The 15,658-nt window shown below is 72.4% G+C and carries 14 protein-coding genes; 7 read left to right on the forward strand and 7 right to left on the reverse strand.

Going from position 1 to position 15,658, the window contains the following annotated elements; translation table 11 throughout:
* Positions 1-426 precede the first annotated feature (426 nt).
* Together ABZ342_RS34085 and ABZ342_RS34090 are read right to left on the reverse strand one after the other, a co-directional pair.
* On the reverse strand, positions 427-1,080 hold the full coding sequence (locus ABZ342_RS34085) for a class I SAM-dependent methyltransferase (protein ID WP_360481910.1): 654 nt from the start codon (positions 1,078-1,080) through the stop codon (positions 427-429).
* A 45-nt stretch (positions 1,081-1,125) separates the two neighbouring features.
* Entirely contained in the window at positions 1,126-1,302 is a 177-nt protein-coding gene (locus ABZ342_RS34090) for a zf-HC2 domain-containing protein (RefSeq protein ID WP_360481913.1), read from the reverse strand.
* 322 nt (positions 1,303-1,624) lie between these two features.
* Between ABZ342_RS34090 and ABZ342_RS34095 the strand changes: the two genes are divergently transcribed.
* Positions 1,625-1,873, forward strand: a complete 249-nt coding sequence (locus tag ABZ342_RS34095; RefSeq protein ID WP_155540964.1) for a hypothetical protein — start codon at positions 1,625-1,627, stop codon at positions 1,871-1,873.
* A 26-nt stretch (positions 1,874-1,899) separates the two neighbouring features.
* On the opposite strand, the gene ABZ342_RS34100 is transcribed toward ABZ342_RS34095, so the two are convergent.
* On the reverse strand, positions 1,900-2,847 hold the full coding sequence (locus ABZ342_RS34100) for an AsnC family transcriptional regulator (RefSeq protein ID WP_360481916.1): 948 nt from the start codon (positions 2,845-2,847) through the stop codon (positions 1,900-1,902).
* A 109-nt stretch (positions 2,848-2,956) separates the two neighbouring features.
* Here ABZ342_RS34100 and ABZ342_RS34105 point away from each other — a divergent pair, with 109 nt between their 5' ends.
* Positions 2,957-4,261 carry an MFS transporter gene (locus ABZ342_RS34105; RefSeq protein ID WP_360481919.1) on the forward strand — a complete coding sequence of 435 codons (1,305 nt, stop codon included), beginning with the start codon at positions 2,957-2,959 and terminating at the stop codon, positions 4,259-4,261.
* Here the strand turns inward: ABZ342_RS34105 and ABZ342_RS34110 are convergent.
* From ABZ342_RS34110 to ABZ342_RS34120, 3 genes are read right to left on the reverse strand one after another with little or no spacing between them, the layout of a single operon-like run.
* Positions 4,239-4,646, reverse strand: coding sequence for a hypothetical protein (locus ABZ342_RS34110; RefSeq protein WP_155540967.1), 408 nt, complete (start codon positions 4,644-4,646; stop codon positions 4,239-4,241). The two genes, ABZ342_RS34105 and ABZ342_RS34110, sit on opposite strands and share 23 nt — an antisense overlap.
* Positions 4,646-5,515 (reverse strand): oxidoreductase, encoded by an 870-nt coding sequence (locus tag ABZ342_RS34115; RefSeq protein WP_360481922.1) that lies wholly within the window; start codon positions 5,513-5,515, stop codon positions 4,646-4,648. Before ABZ342_RS34115 ends, ABZ342_RS34110 begins: the two co-directional genes overlap by 1 nt.
* Positions 5,516-5,561: 46 nt before the next feature.
* Positions 5,562-6,746, reverse strand: coding sequence for a glycoside hydrolase family 3 N-terminal domain-containing protein (locus ABZ342_RS34120; protein ID WP_360481925.1), 1,185 nt, complete (start codon positions 6,744-6,746; stop codon positions 5,562-5,564).
* A gap of 150 nt (positions 6,747-6,896) precedes the next feature.
* On the opposite strand from ABZ342_RS34120, the gene ABZ342_RS34125 reads away from it, so the two are divergent.
* Genes ABZ342_RS34125 through ABZ342_RS34145 form a run of 5 tightly spaced genes read left to right on the forward strand, consistent with a single transcriptional unit; the run spans position 6,897 to position 11,825 of the window.
* Positions 6,897-7,475 (forward strand): LuxR C-terminal-related transcriptional regulator, encoded by a 579-nt coding sequence (locus ABZ342_RS34125; protein WP_155540970.1) that lies wholly within the window; start codon positions 6,897-6,899, stop codon positions 7,473-7,475.
* A gap of 9 nt (positions 7,476-7,484) precedes the next feature.
* Complete coding sequence (locus ABZ342_RS34130; RefSeq protein ID WP_360481928.1) at positions 7,485-8,741, forward strand: extracellular solute-binding protein; 1,257 nt, start codon at positions 7,485-7,487, stop codon at positions 8,739-8,741.
* A gap of 5 nt (positions 8,742-8,746) precedes the next feature.
* Complete coding sequence (locus tag ABZ342_RS34135; protein ID WP_360481931.1) at positions 8,747-9,652, forward strand: sugar ABC transporter permease; 906 nt, start codon at positions 8,747-8,749, stop codon at positions 9,650-9,652.
* Entirely contained in the window at positions 9,649-10,464 is an 816-nt protein-coding gene (locus ABZ342_RS34140; RefSeq protein WP_155540973.1) for a carbohydrate ABC transporter permease, read from the forward strand. Before ABZ342_RS34135 ends, ABZ342_RS34140 begins: the two co-directional genes overlap by 4 nt.
* Entirely contained in the window at positions 10,461-11,825 is a 1,365-nt protein-coding gene (locus ABZ342_RS34145; RefSeq protein ID WP_360481935.1) for a GH1 family beta-glucosidase, read from the forward strand. Before ABZ342_RS34140 ends, ABZ342_RS34145 begins: the two co-directional genes overlap by 4 nt.
* 158 nt (positions 11,826-11,983) lie before the next feature.
* On the opposite strand, the gene ABZ342_RS34150 is transcribed toward ABZ342_RS34145, so the two are convergent.
* Entirely contained in the window at positions 11,984-15,607 is a 3,624-nt protein-coding gene (locus ABZ342_RS34150) for a BTAD domain-containing putative transcriptional regulator (RefSeq protein WP_360481938.1), read from the reverse strand.
* Between the last annotated feature and the right edge of the window lie 51 nt (positions 15,608-15,658).

Raw genomic sequence — 15,658 nt, forward strand, 5'->3', positions numbered from 1 at the left:
GCGGGGGCGCCCGGTGTCGGAGGGGGTGTGCTCGACCGGCCGGAACGAGGGTGACACCGGTCACTAGAGCAGATTGGTCTAGTCCAGTCAAGGAATCGGGCGGAGCGGGCAAGGGGTGTGCGCGAACGACTCCCGAGTTGAACCGTGCCGCGACAGGGTTCCGGCGACGGGGTTCCGGCGCTCGGGTGTGCGGAATCCGGTCGCCGCCACCGAATGCGGTGCTCCGGGTGCCGGACCCGCGTGAAGCTTCGGCGCCGGTCGTGTGGAACTCGGCCGCCATCGCCGCCGTATGCGGCGCCTCGGGCACCGGACTTGCGTGAGCCTTCGGCGGCGGGGTTTCGGTGCCCGGTCGCCCGCGGAATTCGGCCGTCGCCGCCGAATGCGTTGCCCCGGGCGCCGGACTTGCGTGAACCTTCGGTGCCGGCGCTACTCCGCCGCGGACTCTCCGGCGGGTTTCCGCGCCAGCACCCGCCCGTGCGGCACCCGCGCCGCCGGGTCGCGCAGCACCTGGGTCAGGATCTCGAACCCGGCCTCCTTCACCAGCTCGCTCACCCGCTCCACCGGCTGCCGGTAGGCGTCCAGCGAGAGCCCGTCGTGGCCCTGCCAGCCGGTCAGGTGCTGCCGCTCGTCGCCGACCTGGAACGCCAGCTGCAGGTGGCCGCCCGGGCGCAGGACCCGGAACAGCTCCGCGCACACCTCCGGCAACCGGGCCGGCGGCGTGTGGATGATCGAGTACCAGGCCACCACGCCCGCGAGACCACCGTCCGGCAGGTCCAGCCCGAGCAGGGACCCCTCGGAAAACCGCAGTTCAGGGTGGTCGCGGCGGGCCACGGCGAGCATCTCCGGCGACAGGTCGATGCCCGCCACTTCGAGCCCCGCCGAGGCGAGGTACGCCGTCACGCGGCCGGTTCCGCAGCCGAGGTCGGCGACCGGGCCGCCGCCGTCTTCGCGGACGAGGTCGGCGAACGCCGTCAGCAGCGCGCGGTCCTGGAGGTCTTCGGCGATCGGTGGCGAGAGGCGGGCGTAGCTCTCGGCGACGATCGAGTAGGCGTGGCGGGTGGTGGTCAGGAAGTCGGTCACGGCGCGCACGGTACCGGCGGGCACCGACAGTTTCCGCCATCTGTCCTAAGTGGACTCCGCGTGGCCGAGGTGGTCGAGCATCGAGCGGACGGCCTCGAACTCCCTGACCTCCTGGCGGCAGTCCGGGCACGCCGAAAGGTGCCGCTCCACCCGTGCCGTGTCGACGGCGTCGAGCAACCCCAGGCTGTACGCCCCGAGGTCGGTCCGGTCGTACCGGGCCATGGATCGCGTCTCCGTTTCCGCGTCCCGCAAGGGAACGCCCGCACTACCGGACGTCTCCAGAGTCCAGACGCGGACGCGGCACCGGCACTGTTCTCCGGTTTTCCACCCGATCGGCCGACAACTTGGGGCGGCGAACAGCCCATGTGAGTGAAAGCTGATCGTCACGGTACTCACCGGTCCGGACACGGAAAGCTTTTCCGCCCCTAATTTCGGAGTTTCCGCGTCATGGGTCGGGGGCGGGTTCGTCCGACCTGCGTCAGACCGGAATTTTCCGGCCTCGACCAGGGCGAAGGCGATCCGGAACGAGGAGAGCGAGAGAGCGATGACCGTACGGAGCCACCGGGCGGACCACGTCGTCGAAGAAGTCGGAGTGTGGCTGGCGGGGGAGTTCGTGGGGCGGCTCCCCGCCGCGGAGATCGACCACGTCGTCAAGGTGACGCGGCTCGACCTCGAAAGCAGTATCGCGCCGGAGGAGCTCGGGGAGATGCTCCACCGGCTGGGCCGGGCCCGGTTGCAGCGCATCGTGCAGCTGTCCCCGGCCGCCCGGGTGCGGATCCCGCAGACGCGCTGACGGCACTTTCACGGGAAAGCGGCGTTTCAGCGGGACGCGGCCGCTTTGATCGTCCGGAGGACCGGAGCCGTCTCCAGGGTGCGGACGGCGTCGAGCGCCCCCAGCCGCCGGGTCAGGTAGTGGTGCAGGGCCGCCGCGTCCGGGCAGAGCGCGTGCGCGACCAGGTTGGCCGGCCCGGTCGTCGCCGCGACGAGCGCCAGCTCCGGGTGGGTGGCCAGCTCCCGGGCCACGGCGTCGAGGTGGGCGGGGGCGACCGACATCCACAGCAGCGCGTGCGTGGTGGCGCCCAGCGGGGCCGGGTCGATTTCGAGGTCGAAGAACACCGTGCCGCCGGCCTGGAGGTCGGCCAGCCGGCGCGCGACGGTCGCCGCGGACCAGCCGGTGGCCGTCGCCAGCTCGGCCAGGCTTGCGCGGCCGTCGCGCTGCAACGCGGCCATCAGCGCGTCGTCGTCGCCGGTCAGCGGCTTGCCGTCACCGGAGAACTCCGGGGTCAACGCCGCGACCTGCGAAGCGTCGAGGGCGTTCGCGCGCCCGAGCCACGCCGTCGGGCCGCCGAGGTAGCGGTGCAGCAGCTGGTGCGCCGACACGGCCGTGATGCTCGCGGAGCGCGGGATGTCCCGCAGCAGCAGCGAATGGTCGCTCGTGGCCGGCATGGACACGTTCACGCAGATCTCGGTGCCGCCCGACACGAGCTTGACCCACGCGGTGTCGGCGCGCCGCGCTAGGGCGAGCGCGACGTCGCGCGCGGTGTTCGGGGTCGCCGTCAGCCGGACCATCCACTCGGCCTGCCCCGCGCGTTGCGGGTCCGGCAAGCCGACGACGCGAAGCGACGCTTCGGCGCGTAGTCGGCGGTAGCGCCGCGCCACCGTCTGCGTCGAGACGCCGAGGACGTCCCCGATCTTCGTGAACGGCGCTCGCCCGTCGAGATGCAGCGCGTGGATCACCGCGCGATCGACGTCGTCGAGGATGGTCATATCCCTCATCAAAGCGCACAGCGTGGAAGAAATCAGCCAGCCGTCCGCGAGAAGTGGAAGTCCCAGCCGGAGGCGGGACAAGGTCGGTGCCGACGAAAGGGGGCACCTCATGCCGACCACGACCCGCTACCGGCACCGCTGGGCCGCGCTCGCCGTGCTGCTCACCGCCGAAGCGATGAACCTGCTCGACGCCACGATCGTCCAGGTCGCCGGCCCGGTGATCCACGACGGCCTGCCCGGACCGGCCGCCGACATCCCGTGGTTCAGCGCGGCTTACACGCTGCCGTTCGCGGCCCTCCTGATCACCGGCGGCCGGCTCGGGGACGTGTTCGGCCGGGCGAAGACGTTCAAGATCGGCGTGACGGCCTTCGTGCTCGCGTCGCTGGCCTGCGCGGTCGCGCCGGACGCGGGCCTGCTGATCGGCGCCCGCGCGGTGCAGGGCGCGGCCGCGGCGCTGATCATCCCGCAGACGATCGGGCTCATCCGGGCGCTCTTCGACGGCGACGAACTCGCGAAGGCGCTCGGCACCATCGGCCCGGTGATGGGCCTGTCCGCGGTCGCCGGGCCATTGGTCGGCGGCCTGCTGACGCAGGCGCTGTCGTGGCGGGCGGTGTTCCTGGTGAACGTCCCGCTCGGCCTCGCCGTCCTGCTCGCCGCGCGGTTCCTGCGCGAGGACAAGGCCGCCACGCGCCCGAAGCTCGACGTCACCGGCACTCTGCTCGTCGCCGCGGGCGCCGGGCTGCTCGTCTACCCGCTGATCAGCCCGGGCGGGACGGCGTGGCCGCTGCTCGCGGCCGGTGCCGCGCTGCTCGTCGGGTTCGGGTTCCAGCAACGCCGGACGGCGGCGCCGCTGGTCGAGCCGAGCCTGTTCGCCCACCGCGGGTTCCCGGCCGCGCTCGCCGGGTCGCTGCTGTACTTCGCGGTGATGACCGGGCTGATGCTCCTCGTCCCGATGCGGCTGCAGCTCGGCGAGGGCGTCGACGTCCGCACCGCGAGCCTGACGCTGCTGCCGCTTTCGGCCGGGCTCGCGGTGTCGTCGTGGGTCGCCGGGTCCTGGCTGGTGCCGAAGTTCGGCTCCCGCGTGATGTTCGCCGGACTGGGCCTGCTGCTGGCCGGGATCCTCGCCGTCGCCGCCGGGGTGACGGCGGCGCTCGCGGTGTGCGGACTCGGGATGGGAACGTTCACGGTCCCGTTCTTCACCGCCGCGCTGCAGCGCGTGCGGCCGCACGAGACGGGCTCGGCCGCCGGGCTGCTCAACGCCGTGCAGCAGCTCGGCGGCACCCTCGGCGTCGCTCTCCTCGGCGGGCTCTACCTGAGCAGCGGCTCGGCGACCACGGCCTTCGGCGTCGCCGCCGGGCTGACCGTGGCCGCCGCCATCGCCGTCGTCCCGCTCAGTAGTCGTCGCGGCCGGTGAACTGCTGCTCCAGCAGCTCCGCCGCGCCCGCCACCAGCTCGAGGGGGTCGATGAACTCGTTGATGTCCAGGTGGATCAGCGGCAGCGAGTGGCGCAGCACGAGGTGGTCGCCCATCACCGCCAGCCCGCCCACGACCGTCGAGTTGCCGACCTCGGTCAGCACGTCGAGGAGGTCGACCTCGTCGTGGCGGGCGAACGGCGTCGCGATCTGGACCCAGTCCTCCTGCTGGTCGAGGATCTCGTGGGCGATCACCATGATCTGGGCCCGCTGCTCGGTGTCGGGGTCGTCGCCGAAGCTCAGCCGGATGCGGATCTCGTCGGGTTCGTCGCGCACCACCCGGTACGCCTGCCTGATGTAAGCGACCAGGTCGCCCCACTCGGCCATCAGGCGGCCCCGATCCGGTCGAGGTCGGCCAGGACGTCGGCCGGCAGTTCCAGCGAAGCCGCGGCGAGGTTCTCGCGCAGGTGCTCGAGCGACGACGTCCCGGGGATGAGCAGCATCGACGGCGACCGCTGCAGCAACCACGCGAGCGCGACCTGCATCGGCGTCGCGCCGACGCGGGCGGCGCAGTCGTCGAGGATGCCCGACTGCAACGGGCTGAAGCCGCCGAGCGGGAAGTACGGCACGAAGGCGATGCCGTCGGCGGCGCACTTGTCGACGAGGTCGTCGTTTTCGCGGTGCGCCAGGTTGTACTGGTTCTGCACGCAGACGACGGGCGCGATCGCCTTGGCCTCGTCGAGCTGCTCCGCGGTGACGTGGCTGACGCCGAGGTGCTTGATCAGGCCCTGCTGCCGCAGCTCGGCGAGCACGCCGAAGGGCTCGGCGAGCGACATCCGCACCGGGTAGTCGCCGGCGGCGTTGCCCAGGCGCAGGTTCACCACGTCGATGGCCTCGACGCCGAGGTTCCGGAGGTTGTCGTGCACGGCCTGGATCAGCTCGCCGGCGGACAGCGCGGGCGGCCACGCCTTGTCGGGCGTCCGCCGCGCCCCGACCTTGGTGACGATCGTCAGCGGGTCCGGGTACGGGTGCAGGGCTTCCTTGATCAGCGCGTTCACGGTGTGCGGGCCGTAGTAGTCGCTGGTGTCGATGTGGGTGACGCCGCTTTCGACGGCCTCGCGCAGCACGGCGACCGCGGTGTCGTGGTCACGCGGCGGTCCCCAGACACCGGGCCCGGCCAGCTGCATGGCCCCGTACCCCATCCGGGTCACCGGGACTTCCCCGCCGAGGCTGAAAGTGCCGCCCAGGTTTGCCATTCCGCTCCTCAGGTAGGTGGCGTTCCGCCGAGGAGTCTAGGGAGGATCAGCCGCACGCGCCCTTGCTGCGCAGCACCCGCGTCACCGACTCCTGCACCCGCGCCTTCGGCAGCTCGCCGAACTGGACGGCCTTCACGAGCCGGTTCAGCACCTCGTCCACCCGGCCGCCGGACGACCACAGCGCCTCGTCCGCCCCGGCCTGCAACGCTTTCAGCACGGCGTCCGGCAGCGAGTACTGGGCCGTGATCGCCTTCATCGCGCCGAGGTCGTCGGTCAGGACCAGGCCGGTGAACTTGAACTCGGTGCGCAGCAGCTGGTAGGCGGCCGGCGAGATCGACGCCGGGACGCCGCCGGTCAGGTCGGGCACGTCGAGGTGGCCGACCATCACCGAGACCGGGCCGTAGTCGGCGAGGTTCCGGTACGGCACCAGGTCCACCGTCCGCAGCTGCGCGAGCGGCGGGGTCACGACCGTGCCCTTGTGCGAGTCGCCCGAGCCGTGACCGTGGCCGGGGAAGTGCTTCAGCACCGGCTGGACCCCGCCGTCGCGCAGGCCCGCCGCGAACGCCGCGGCGTAGGTCTTCACGCGGTTCGGGTCCGGGCTGAAGGAGCGGTCGCCGATGACGTCGTCGTCCGGGGCGTCGGTGACGTCGGTGTCCGGGGCGAAGTCGACCGTCACGCCGCGAGCGCGCAGCTGGCGGCCGCGGTCGGCGGCCAGCGTGCGGACCTGGGCGGGAGTCTTCGTCGCGGCCATCTCACGGGCCGACGGGATCTCGCCGTCGAGGTCGTCGATGCGCTGGACGCGGCCGCCCTCTTCGTCGACCGACACGGCTACGGGCAGCTTGGCCGCGGCCTGGACGGCGTCGAGGGAACGATCTTTCAACAACGCTGTTGCGTTACCGCCGATGAAGATCCCGCCGACCTGGTTGTCGCGCACCATGGACACCGTGGTGCCCGGGTTGTCGCCGGACACCCCCACGATGACCAGCTGCGCGACCTGGCCGCGGACGTCGAGGCCGTTGACCAGCGACGCGCAGTCACCGGACCGGGTCAGGCTCGACGTCGGCGCCGGGGAAGCCGGCGTGGCCATCCGGGAAGGTGAAGGCGGCGGAGGAACCGGTGACCGGGGGATCGCCAGCCCGGCCACGGTGTCCGATTGGCAGCCCGTGACCAGGGAACTCACGACAGCGATGCAGAGCGCCACCCCCAAGGCGGCCGGACGTCGGTGGTTCATCGGTCCCTTCGGTCGTCGGTGTGCCCCACGACGGTAGTCGACGGCCCGGCTTCACGATGTGAAGAAGGCCTGCACCGCGGTTAGAGAATTCGTGAAGGCGACCTCAGCAGACTGGCACCACCGGAACACGGACAGTGGGGAGGGGTCGCGATGGACCAGGTTCGAGTGGCGGCGTGGGCGTCGGACCCGATCGCGCTGACGGGGCTGACCAATCATCTGAAGTCCCGGCCGGAGCTGCTGGTCGTCCCCCGCGCCCGGCGGGCCGAGGCGGCCGTGCTGGTGTTCGCCGTCGGGCAGGTCGACCGCGAGGCGATCGCCGCGCTGCGGGCCGCCTCCGCCGAGTCGCCGGCCGCGATCGTGCTGGTCGCCGGGCACGTCGACCCGGGGCACCTCGGCCTGCTCGCCGACTGCCACGTCTCGGTCGTGCTGCCGCGGACCGCGCTCGACCGGCTCACCGACAGCGTGCTGGCCGCCGCACGGGGGCGCACGACGTCACTGCGCGACCAGGTCGACGCCCTGGCCCACGAGGGCACCACCGCGGCGCTGACGCCGCGCGAGGTGGATGTGCTTCGCCTGATGGCCGAAGGCTGGGACACTGCCGAGATCGCGGGCAAGCTCTGCTACTCGGAGCGGACCGTGAAGAACGTCATCTACGCCATGACCAACCGGCTCAACCTGCGCAACCGGCCGCACGCGGTCGCCTACGCCGTGCGGGCCGGTGTGATCTGAGGAAGCCCGTTGCGCACGATCGTCCGCCGGACCGCCGTCGCGGTCGCCGCGTTGATCCCGCTCGCCGCCTGCAGCCCCGGTGACGGCGGGGGCCCGACGAAGCTCACCATCGCCACCTTCGGCGAATTCGGCTACGCGCCCCTGATCGCCGAGTACCAGAAGCTGCACCCCGAGATCACGGTGCAGAACCGCGTCACCGACTTCGACACCCACCACAAGGGCCTCGCGACGCAGCTCGCCACCGGCCACGGTGCCGCCGACGTCGTCGCGATCGAAGAGCAGTACATCCCGCAGTACCGGAAGGCGAAGGACAAGTTCGTCGACCTCGCCTCCTACGGCGCGCGGGACCTCGAGAAGCAGTGGGCGCCCTGGAAGTGGGCGCAGGGCACCGACGGCGCGTTCGTCCTCGGCCTCGGCACCGACATGGGCAGCCTCGCGCTCTGCTACCGGCGGGACCTCTTCCAGGCCGCGGGCCTGCCGACCGACCGTGACGAGGTCGCGAAGCTGATCCCGGACTGGGACGCCTACGCCGCCGCGGCCGACCGGTTCACGGCGAAGACGCCGGGCGTGAAGTTCGCGGACTCCGCCGGGACCGTCTACACGGCGATGCTCAACCAGTCGCCGGAGAACTACTTCTCCGCGGCCGACGACTCCTTCATCGGCGACCGCAATCCCAGCGTGCGCACCGCGTTCTTCCTCGCCGGCGGCATCGCCGCGAAGGGGGAGACGGCGGCCGCGACCACCTTCACGCAGGCCTGGAACGTCGCGATCAAGCAGGGCTCCTTCGCGACCGTCGCCTGCCCGGCGTGGATGCTCAGCCAGATCAAGGAAGCCGGCGGCGACGGCAACAAGGGCAAGTGGGACGTCACGACCGTGCCCGGCAAGAGCGGCAACCAGGGCGGCTCGTTCCTGACCGTGCCGAAGCAGAGCGAGCACCCGAAGGAGGCGTACGAGCTCGCGCGCTGGCTGACCGCGCCGGAGCAGCAGAAGAAGCTCTTCCTCTCCGACGGCATCCTGCCCAGCGAGCCGTCGGTGTACGCGGACCCGCAGGTCGTCGCGCACACCGACCCGTACTTCGGGGACGCGCCGATCGGGCGGATCTTCGCCGCGTCGGCGGACCAGCTCCGGCCCAACTACCGCGGCCTGCGCGACGCCGACGTCCGGCCGGAGTACGGCCGCGCCCTCGGGCGGATCGAAGACAAGACCGACGGCGTCGACCGGGCCTGGACGGAAGCCGTCCAGCAGGCGCAAGCCGCCCTGAAGTAGCGCGCGTGCAGCACCGGCTCGCCCGTTTCGACCGCAAGGCCACGCCGCTGCTGTTCGTCGCGCCCTTCTTCGCCCTGTTCGTCGTCTTCGGCGCCTTCCCGCTGCTCTACACGGCGTGGGTGTCGCTGCACGACTGGAACCTGCTCGAAGGCGACCAGGGCTACCTCGGCCTGGCGAACTACGGCGACCTGCTCGCGGACCCGAACTTCTGGAACGCGCTCGCCAACACCGTCGGCATCTTCGTGCTGGCCGCGGTCCCGGAGTTCCTGCTGGCGCTGGGCATCGCGGCGCTGCTCGACCGCCCGCTGCGCGGCGCGACCTGGTGGCGGACCGGGATCCTGCTGCCGAACGTCGTGTCCGTCGTCGCGGTCGGGCTGGTGTTCGGGCAGCTGTTCAGCCGCGACTACGGCGTCGTCAACGAGGTGCTGGGCTGGTTCGGCGTCGCGCCGGTCAACTGGCAGGCGTCGAGCTGGACGTCGCACTTCGCGGTGGCGTCGATGGTGCTCTGGCGCTGGACCGGCTACAACGCGCTGATCTACCTGGCCGCGATGCAGGCCGTCCCCGGCGACCTCTACGAAGCCGCCGCGCTGGACGGGGCTTCGCGCTGGCGGACGTTCTGGTCGATCACCGTGCCGGGCATCCGGCCCGCCTTGGCCTTCACCGCCATCGCCGGCACGGTCAACGGCCTGCAGCTGTTCGCCGAGCCGCAGCTGTTCGACACCGGCGGGTCGGGCGGCACCGGCGGCAACGACCGCCAGTTCCAGACGCTCGTAATGTACTTGTACGAGAAGGGGTTCACCCACTTCGACGCCGGCTACGCGGCCGCGCTGACCTGGGTGATGTTCGTGGTCTGCGCGCTGTTCGCCCTCGTGAACTACCGGCTGGTGCGCCGGTTCGTGAGGTCGTCGTGAGGCGCCCCGGCGGCTGGGTCTACGCGGTGCTGGTGGGCGTCCTCGGCGCGTCGATCTTCCCGCTGTACTGGTCGTTCGTCGTGTCCACAAGGGACAACGCGGCGATCGGGGAGACGTCGCCGCTGCTGCTGCCGGGCGGGCACCTCGTCGAGAACGTCCGGCGCGTCTTCGACACCGTCGACTTCTGGCTGGCGCTGGGCAACTCGCTGATCGTCGCGGGCACCGTCATGGTGTCCAACGTCGTGCTCGCGAGCCTGGCCGGGTTCGCCTTCGCGCGGCTGCGGTTCCGCGGGCGCAACACGCTGTTCCTGCTGGTCGTCGGCTCGGCGATGGTGCCGGCGCAGCTCGGCGTCATCCCGCTCTACCTGGTGGTCGGCGAGCTCGGCTGGTACGGGCGGCTCGAAGCGGTGATCGTGCCGGGGCTGCTCAGCGCGTTCAGCGTGTTCTGGATGCGCCAGGCGTGCGAGAACGCGATCAGCGCCGAGCTGGTCGACGCGGCGACCGTCGACGGCTGTTCGATCCTGCGCACCTACTGGCACGTGGCCGTGCCCGCGTTGCGCCCGGCGGCCGCGGTGCTCGCGATGCTGACGTTCATGGCCGCGTGGAACGACTACTTCTGGCCGCTGGTGGTACTCGACCCGAACGAAACACCGACCGTGCAGGTCGCCCTGTCGCAGCTGGCCAGTGGTTACTACACCGATTACGCGCTCATGCTCACCGGGGCGACCGTGGGCGTGCTGCCCGTGATCGCACTGTTCCTGCTGCTGGGCCGCCACATCGTCCGGGGGATCCTGAAAGGGGCACCAGTATGACCTTTCCGACGGGCTTTCTGTGGGGCGCGGCGACCGCGTCCTACCAGGTCGAAGGCGCGGTGGCCGAGGGCGGCCGCGGACCGTCCGTCTGGGACACTTTCGCGGCTCGCCCGGGCGCGGTCCTCGACGGCGCGTCCGGCGAGGTGGCGTGCGATCACTACCACCGCTTTCCCGAGGACATCGGGCTGCTGGCGGATCTGGGGCTGGGCGCGTACCGATTTTCGGTCGCGTGGCCGCGGGTGATGCCGGACGGCCGGACGCCGTCGTCCGCCGGTCTGGCGTTCTACGACCGGCTGGTGGACGAGCTGCTGCGCCGCGACGTCGTGCCGGTGCTGACGCTGTACCACTGGGACCTGCCGCAGGCTCTCGAGGACGCGGGCGGCTGGCCCGCGCGCGACACGGCTTACCGGTTCGCGGACTACGCCGCTCACGTCCACGACGCACTGGGCGACCGGGTCGAGCAGTGGACGACGATCAACGAGCCGTTCTGCGCGGCGTTCCTGGGGTACGGCAGCGGGGTGCACGCGCCGGGCGTCCAGGACTACGACACGGCGCTGGTGGCGGCGCACCACCTGCTGCTCGGGCACGGGCTGGCGACCCGGGCGCTGACTTCGGCGGCGCGTCCGGGGCAGGAGTTCTCGCTGGCGTTGAACTTCGCCCCCGCGTTGCCGGACGGCACGTCGCCGGCGCACCTCGAGGCGGCCCGGAAGTTCGACGGGATCCACAACCGGTTCTTCCTGGACCCGGTGCTGGGGCGCGGTTACCCGGAGGACGTCGTCGCCGATGTGGCCCACCACGGAGGCCGGTTCGCGGCTTCTGTGCTGGATGGTGACACGGACACCATCGCGGCGGCGATCGACTGGCTGGGCGTGAACTACTACGCGCCGGCGCGGGTGACGCCCCTCGAGGACCTTTCGGTGCACGGCAACTGCCCGCTGCCGGGGTTGCGGGGCGTGGACGTGCTGCCGGCCGTGGGGCCGGTGACGGGGTTCGGGTGGGAGCAGGCGCCCGAGGTGTTCACGTCGCTGCTGGGCTGGATCTCGTCGCGGTCGGGCTTGCCGTTGGTGGTGGCGGAGAACGGTGCGTCCTTTGTGGACAAGGTGGTGTCCGGCCGGGTGCACGACGCGGCCCGGGTGAACTACTTGCTGGAGCACATCCGCGCGGTCCACGAGGCGATTCGGCTGGGTGCGGATGTGCGGGGGTACTTCGCGTGGTCGTTGCTGGACAACTTCGAGTGGGCGATGGGGTACTCGCAACGCTTCGGCCTGGTGCACGTGGACTTCGACACGCAGGTCCGGACGGTCAAGGACTCCGGCCGCTTCCTGGGCCGGGTCGCGAAGGCCAACGCACTGACGGACTAGCCGTGTCGACCCCTGAATCACGCGTGTCGACCTCCTGATCACGCGTGTCGACCCTTCCCGCACGTGAGCGCCGCGGCCGACCGTCGGACGGGTGTGACGGGAAGGTCGACACGCGTGATTGGAGGGTCGACACGCGTGATTTTAGGGTCGACACGGCGTCAGGGGCGGTGGCGGAAGGCGTCGGCGACGCCGGAGCGTGACGGCGTCTCCAGCTTGCCCAGGAGGCGGGTGACGTGGGCCTGGACTGTTCGCCGCGGCAGCGACAGCTCTGCCGCGATGTCCGGGTTCGAGCGGCCCTCCGCGACCAAGGCCGCGATGCGGACCTCGATCGGCGTCAACGACTCCCAGCCGTGGCCCGGCCGGACCGCGGAGAACAACGCCCCGCGCCGGACACCCAGCCGCCGGAGGCGGGTCTCCGCCCGGCGCAGGTCCCAGCGCGCGCCCAGCGTCGTGTAGATCTCCGCCGCCTCCTCGAACGCCGCGTGCGCCGCGTCCAGACGGCCCGCGCGGGCCAGCAGGTCCGCCGCGTCCTCGAGGACCGATGCCAGCTCCGGGCGGCGGCCGACCGCGCGGAAGTGCTCCGCCGTCGCCAGTACCGCCGCCGGGTCCTCCTCGATCAGGCCGCGGCACCACGACACCGCCGCGTGCGCCCGCGCCGGACGTCGCTCCTTCGCCGCCTCCTCCTCGCAGACCTCCAGTGCCCGGCGGGCGCGGACGACGTCGTCCTGCTCCATCGCCAGCCGCACGAACGTCGGGAGCCACTGGTGGCGCAGCATCATCTGCGCGTACGTCGGGTTCAGGATCGGCTCGAGGACGGCCATCGCGCGGGCCCGGTCGCCGCGCTGCTCCGCCGCGAGCGCGTCCGCGACGAGCAGGAAGTCGAAGCTCTCGCGCTCGGCGCCGGTCGCCGGGGCGTACTCCTCCGCCGCGTCGAGGTGGGCCGCCGCCTGGGCCCGGTCGTCGCGGCGGCCCGCGATCAGCGCCGCGACGCCGTGCAGCAGCAACGCCGCCGGGCCGGGCTCGCGCAGGCCGTAGAACGTGATCGCCGGGCCGTCCTCGGTGACCGTGTCGAGCTCGACCAGCGCCTCGTCCCAGCGCCCCTCCCAGTACCGGTGCACCGCGACGGACACCTGCAGCCCCACCGGCATCGAGTGCCGGGCCGCGACGTCGCCCGCCGCGCGCAACGCCGCGTCCGCCTCGGCGAGCCGGTCGAGGTTCTGCAGCGTGAACACGCGGTTGTCGAGCAGGTCGAGGTGCAGGTCGGCCAGCTCGTGCTCGTCGCCGACGGCCTCGATCGCCGCGTCGATGTGCGTCAGCGCGGAGTCGTGCTGGCGGCGCACGGACTCCACCAGCCACAACGACTGCAGCGCGTGCGCGGTCAGGTACCGGTCGCCGCCGGCGAACGACTTGGTCTCGTACGCCGCCTTTTCCGCGGTGTCCAAATCGGACAGATCGCCACGGCGGAAGTTCGCCAGCAGCTGCCGGTGCTTGACCCGCCAGAGCTCCGGCACGGCCGGGTCGTCGGCCGACGCGGCGAGGATCGCGACCGCGCCCTCGGTGTCCCCTCGGCGGTGCTTCAGCGCCGCGAGGACGTGCCGCATCTCCTCGGCGGACTCCGGGTCGGTGGCCACGTCGAGAGCTTGCTGCGCCAGAGACTCCGGGTTGCGTTCCAGCCGGAACAGCACCTTGACCAGCGCCACGAGCAGGACTTCGCGCCGTGGCCCGGCACCCGCGGCCAGTGCTCGTTCGAGCAGTTCGACGGCGATCAGCGGCGCCCGGTTGGACACGGCCGCGTGGTGCGCGGCCAGCCAGTCCAGCACCCATTCGTCCACAGTGGCCGGTGCGGCGACCAGCTGCTCGGCGACGCGCTTGACCGGTGCGCCGATCCCGGCGAGCGCTTCCGCGGCCTGCCGGTGCAGGGCTGCGCGCGTCCCGGCCAGCAGCCGGTCGTACAGGGCCTGGCGCAGCAGGGGATGGCGGAACGCGAGCTGCGTCCCGGTGTCGATGAGGACGTTCGCGGCGACGGCTTCTTCCAGCGGTTCCAGCAGGTCCGACGGCCGCGTGCCGAGCACCGCGGCGATGTCCCCGACGGCGAACTCCATGCCCAGCAGCGCGCCCCAGCGCAGCACTTCCTGCGTGCGGGCGGGGAGGAAGTCGAGCCGCCGGTCGACCGCGGCGACCAGCGACCGCGGCGCTTCGAACTCCGCCGGGTCGTCGACGTCGGCCTCGCCGCCGGAGACCTCGACGGCGCCGGCGCGCAGCAGGACGTCGACCATCTCCTTGACGTACAACGGGTTCCCGGCGCCACGAGCGGCCAGCTCGCGCAGCCCGGGCCCGGGGACGGCGCCGATCTGGTCCTCGATCAGCCGTCCGACGTCTTCGCCGGTCAACGGAGCGAGGTCGAGCACCACGCCGTCGCGCGCCTGGACGCCACGGCGCAGCTGGGCCAGCTCGGCGCGGTCCGGCGCCGGCCGGGTCGCGGCCACCAGGAGCAGCGGCAGCTGCCGGGTCGCCGCGCAGAGGCGGTGCCAGACCAGCACGGACGCCTCGTCCGCCCACTGGAGGTCGTCGACCACCAGTACCTGCGGCGAGCGCGCGCACAGCTCGTCGACCAGGGCCAGGAGCCGGTCGACGGCGCCGAGCACCGGGTCGGCCGGGCCGAGGCCGCGTCGCACCGGGCCCTCACCGGCGAGTTCCTTGGCCACCTTCGCGCGGCGCGGGTCGGCCGAATGCGCGTCGATCGCCAGGCACTCCAGCATCACCTGCAGCGGAAAGCGCGTGCTCAGCTCGTCGGCGGCGGCCCAGAGCCGCTGGAACCCCGGGCCGTCCGGCAGGGTGCTGGTGAGCAGCTCGGACTTGCCGATGCCGGCTTCGCCCTCGATCCACACGGCCCGGCCGCGCCCGGCCCGGACGTCGGCGACGAGCTCCGCGAGCCGGGTCGTCTCGGCTTCCCGGCCGAACAGCCGGTGCCCGGTGACCTCGACCGGCGCCGCGGGCGCGTCGAGGCCCGGATCCTGGGCGAGGATCTGCTGGTGGAGGCGCTGCAGCGCCGGGCCGGGCTCGACGCCGAGCTCCTCGACGAGGGTGGCGCGGGCGTCGCGGAAGACGTCGAGGGCGTCGGCGTGCCGGCCGCTGCGGTAGAGGGCGAGCATGAGCGACTCGCGCAGCGACTCCCGCAGGGGGTGCTCGCCGGCCAGCACGGCCAGCTCCGGCGCGAGGTCGAGGTGCCCGCCGAGGGCCAGCAGCGCCTGGGCCCGCCGGTCGAGGGTGTTCAGCCGCAGCTCGGCGAGGTATTCGCGGTGCCGCTCGGCGAACCCGCCGGGCACGCCGGAGAGCGCTTCCCCCTGCCAGAGCGCGAGGGCGGCGTCGAGCTCGGTGACGGCCGCCCGCGGATCCCCGCGGTCCAGGTGCTGCTGCGCGCGTTCGCGGTGGCGTTCGAAGACGGCGGCGTCGAGCGCGTCTTCGTCGAGCAGCAGCGAGTACCCGGCGGGGTCGGACACGAGGACGCTGGCGGCCGACCAGCGCGACCGGTCGGGTTCGAGCGCCCGCCGCAGCCCCGAGACGTAGGTGTGGACGCTGCCCTCGACGCTCGCGGGCGCGGAGTCGCCCCAGACCCCGGCGATCAGCTCGGCCCGCGGGACCGGGCGGCCGGCGTTGACCGCGAGCACGGCGAAGATCGCGCGCTGACGAGCGGGGCCCAGGCCGATTTCGGCCGCCCCGCGCCAGGCCCGCAGAGGTCCCAGCAAGCCCACTCGCAGACCGGTGTCCGCTTCCCCTCGCATGTCCCTGCCGTTCTTCAGGGGACGAACCCGCCGGGGGCGGGCCCCCAGGAC

The organism is Amycolatopsis sp. NPDC005961 (assembly GCF_040629235.1).
Taxonomy (GTDB): domain Bacteria; phylum Actinomycetota; class Actinomycetes; order Mycobacteriales; family Pseudonocardiaceae; genus Amycolatopsis; species Amycolatopsis camponoti.